Annotated in this window: 1 pseudogene; it reads right to left on the bottom strand. The window is 62.8% G+C overall.

Annotation, left to right across the window (positions count from 1 at the left end):
- A pseudogene (locus F6X42_RS43055) lies at positions 1–532 on the bottom strand (MlaD family protein); the annotation flags it as partial.
- Positions 533–591: the final 59 nt, after the last annotated feature.

Genomic DNA, 591 nt, shown 5'->3' with positions numbered 1-591 from the left:
CCAGCATGCCCTGCGCGGCGCCGAAGGTCTGGCGAGCCTGCTGCAGGGTTTGCGTGGTCGCCGGCAGCACCTGGCCGTTGATCTGCTTCAGGGTGCTGTCCAGGTCCGCCAGACCCGTGTCGAGATGACGTGCGATCGAGTCGAGCGGCATTTTGTCGATCTTGCCAACGATGCTTGCTACCTGCTCCTGCAACTGGTCGAAGCCGCCGCTCGCGGTGGGCAGCGTCAGCGGTCGCGCATCGGCGTCGTATGAGACCTTCGGGGCGTTCGGTATGAAGTCGAGCGAGATATAGAGCTGTCCGGTCAGCAAATTGCCGGAGCGCGCCTGGCCGCGCAGACCGTGCTCGACCATGGTGGACAGGAATTGCGCGACCTTTTCGATATCGCCATTTATTTTGGGCAGCTTGTCGAGCACCGGTCCGAGCCGCTGCGGATAGACCTCGATGCCGACGATCATGGGAAAGCGCTGCGTGGCCGGGTCGTAATCGAGTTTCATGGAAACCACCCGCCCGAAGTTGATTCCCGAAAACACCACGGGAGCGCCCCTGGACAGGCCGCGCAGCGACTGTGCGAAGCGCAGCTCGATGTACT

The organism is Paraburkholderia podalyriae, from assembly GCF_014397785.1.
Taxonomy (GTDB): Bacteria; Pseudomonadota; Gammaproteobacteria; order Burkholderiales; family Burkholderiaceae; genus Paraburkholderia; species Paraburkholderia podalyriae.
This window is presented reverse-complemented; position numbering and strand designations above follow the sequence as displayed.